At 67.6% G+C, this 2841-nt stretch carries 5 protein-coding genes; all 5 read left to right on the top strand.

Going from position 1 to position 2841, the window contains the following annotated elements:
• Window positions 1–222 precede the first annotated feature (222 nt).
• Window positions 223–984: an RNA polymerase sigma factor gene (locus ACIP6U_RS48690; protein WP_401729993.1), complete on the top strand. Its 762-nt coding sequence runs from the start codon at window positions 223–225 to the stop codon at window positions 982–984.
• A 150-nt stretch (window positions 985–1134) separates the two neighbouring features.
• Window positions 1135–1257: a hypothetical protein gene (locus tag ACIP6U_RS48685; protein WP_401729991.1), complete on the top strand. Its 123-nt coding sequence runs from the start codon at window positions 1135–1137 to the stop codon at window positions 1255–1257.
• 62 nt (window positions 1258–1319) lie between these two features.
• Window positions 1320–1457: a hypothetical protein gene (locus ACIP6U_RS48680; protein ID WP_401729989.1), complete on the top strand. Its 138-nt coding sequence runs from the start codon at window positions 1320–1322 to the stop codon at window positions 1455–1457.
• A 347-nt stretch (window positions 1458–1804) separates the two neighbouring features.
• Window positions 1805–2245 (top strand): hypothetical protein, encoded by a 441-nt coding sequence (locus tag ACIP6U_RS48675; protein ID WP_401729987.1) that lies wholly within the window; start codon window positions 1805–1807, stop codon window positions 2243–2245.
• 123 nt (window positions 2246–2368) lie between these two features.
• Window positions 2369–2841: SPFH domain-containing protein (locus ACIP6U_RS48670; protein ID WP_401729986.1), on the top strand; the 473-nt coding region annotated here is incomplete at its 3' end.

The raw sequence follows: 2841 nt of genomic DNA, 5'->3' as shown, positions 1-2841 counted from the left end.
GATGACCAGAAGTCGATCATTCGGGAAGGTACGCCCTCCACGTTCCACGAGGCACCCCTCCCGAGTCCGATCCACAGGTCTTGAGCATTGCTCCTTGGCCGCGACATTGAGGCTGAGGGTCGTGCAGTGTCGTACTGCGACAGCTCAGGCCCCTGTGAACCTTTCTGCCCAGAATGCCGACCGTCTTGGTGACACGCATGTGTCGGGAGGCAGGGAGATGCGGTGGGCGAGGAACGGCGCGACGGGCTGCTGGTGGTGCGCTGCCAGCTCGGGGAGCGGGAGGCGTTCCACGAGCTGGTGCGCCTCTGGCATGACCCACTGTGGCGCTATGTGCGGGGCATGGTGGGCTCCCAGCATGTTGCGGACGACCTTGCCCAGGAGGCATGGGTCGCAGTGGTACGCGGGCTGCCGTGCCTGCGGGAACCCGAGCGGTTCGCCGTGTGGTTGTTCACCATCGCCCGGCGCACCGTGAACGATCATCTGCGCCGGCTGTACCGAGCGCCACGGACCTCCGAGGTGGAGACAGACGACGTCGCCGCCGCCGACGGCCTCGGCGATGTCCTCACCGCACTGGAGATCGAAGCCGGCCTGAGCGGGCTGCCGCCGCTGGAACGCGAGGTACTGATCCTCTTTCACCTGGAGGACCTATCGCTGTCCGCCTGCGCCGAGGTGCTCGGTGTACCGCCGGGCACCGTCAAGAGCAGGCTGCACCGCGCGCCGCATGCTGCGGGACGCGCTGGTGGAGAGGGGATACGAAGCATGAGTGAGTACGACGACGCGGCGCGCCTGGCTGTGCCGAAGGAGCTGGAGCGTTCGCTGGCGGCAGAGATCTCTCTGCGCTCCCGGCTCCGGCATGTGGCGGTGGGGCTGGGCGGGTCGTGCGGTGCGGCGTTGATCACCGTGTTGTGGGTGACCGAGCGGCACCCGCTTCCCGCCCGCCCCCAGGCCGCCTTCGCCACTCTGATCGCGGTCGGTCTTGCCTGAGCCGCCTTCGCCGGGTGGGTCCTGAGCCGCCGCCGACCGCTATTCGCCCGGGACCGGGTGCTGGCCGCCCGACTCGCGCTTGCGGTCAGTGCGTGCACCTGCGCTGTCGGCACGGCTCTGGCCGCGACCCGCGGCACCACGGCCGAGACCTTGGCCACCGCTCTGACCGGCGGCGTCCTCATCGCGGCAGCAGGGCTGCTGCTGGCGCGGGCACACGCGCGACGCCACGCACTGCTGCGCTTGCGGGACTCCCTGCGGGAGGACACCGCCTGAGCACCCCACCCCTGAATCGAACCACGACGAACCGGACACATATCGATCATCAAGGAGACACCATGAAGATCAAGATCGCTCCCATCGGTCCGCTGGCAATCGCTCTCCGCCACCTCGGTGCCGGGAACCGGAGCATCGTCATCGTCACGGTCCTGGTCTGCACAGCTCTGCTGGTCGGGGTCGGCCTGCTGATGACGTGACCCGCCCCTCCTCCCCCGCCCCCAGAATTGCCGTATGTCGGGCCTGGTCGGGAAGTTAGGGCACCCGCCGAGTGTCGCGCCCCCTCGCACCGCGGCTGAGACGGTGACGTCGGCACGCTCGTCGCCACGGCCACATGCGGCCATGACGCATGAGCCGACGGGGCGTTGGCCGTCTGGGTATCGCAGTCCGGCATCAACGAGCCGTCAAGACTGCCGGAGCACGGCAATGCGACACAGGCGAGCGTGATTCCACAATGGGCATGGCGCGCACAGGAGTGCGCGCTCGTGCCCGGATCCGGCAATGGCCGGGGGCACTTGGACGTTACCGCTGGACCGGGGGTGAGGGAATGTTCGAGATCGTCGCTGCCGCCGCGCAGTTCCCCACCCTCCTCTTCACCTCTGCCTCGGTAGTCACGCTTGGCTTCTGGCTCCTCGTCCTGCTGGGTCGGGCCCACACACATGACTTCGATGCCGACGCCCCGGCGCTGGCGAGGTTGTTCGGAGAGGTACCGGTCGCCGTGGCCGCCTCCGTCGCTGCGGTGAGCGGCTGGCTCGCCAGCATCGCCGGGACGGTCGTGCTGGACCATGCCGATTGGACAGGGCTCGGCTCTGCCCTCGTTCGTGTCACGCTGCTCGCGCTGTCCGTGCTCGCCGCCTGGTCGGTGAACCACGCGCTCGCAGCTCCGCTCGCCAGGCGGCATGGGCGTAAACACGGGCCACGGCAACGAGACTTGGAGAGCGGTGAGCCTTTCGATCCCGGCAGTCGCTCCGCCCCGCGACTGAGCTGAGTCATCTGCCCGCGGCCGGGCCGCGGGGTCACGTCTGACGTACTTGTCCGCGTTCACGCGGGCCGGTTCCTGCCGCCCTTTCCTGCTGCGGCGCCAACTCATCACAGACTTCGAGGATTTCCTATGGATGCCATCACCGTGGGCATCGGCGTACTCGTCGCCGTTGTCGTCATCGTGGCAGGGCTACTGCTGTTGATCGTCGCCCGGCTGTTCCGCAAGGTGGAGCAGGGCAAGGCACTGATCGTCTCCAAGATGCGCAAGGTCGATGTGACCTTCACCGGGCAGGTCGTACTGCCGGTGCTGCACAAGGCCGAGGTGATGGACATCTCGGTGAAGACCATCGAGATCACCCGCGCCGGCAAGGACGGGCTGATCTGCAAGGACAACATCCGCGCCGACATCCGCATCTCGTTCTTCGTCAAGGTCAACAAGACCGCCGAGGACGTCATCAAGGTCGCCCAGGCCGTCGGCACGCAACGGGCGAGCGACCGGAACACGCTCCAGGAGCTGTTCCACGCGAAGTTCTCCGAGGCGCTGAAGACCGTCGGCAAGCAGCTGGACTTCACTGACCTGTACACCAAGCGCGAGGAGCTGCG

The sequence above is a fragment of the Streptomyces sp. NPDC088794 genome (assembly GCF_044750545.1).
GTDB lineage: Bacteria > Actinomycetota > Actinomycetes > Streptomycetales > Streptomycetaceae > Streptomyces.
The sequence above is the reverse complement of the archived record's forward strand: the minus strand, read 5'-3'. Positions and strand labels throughout refer to the sequence as shown.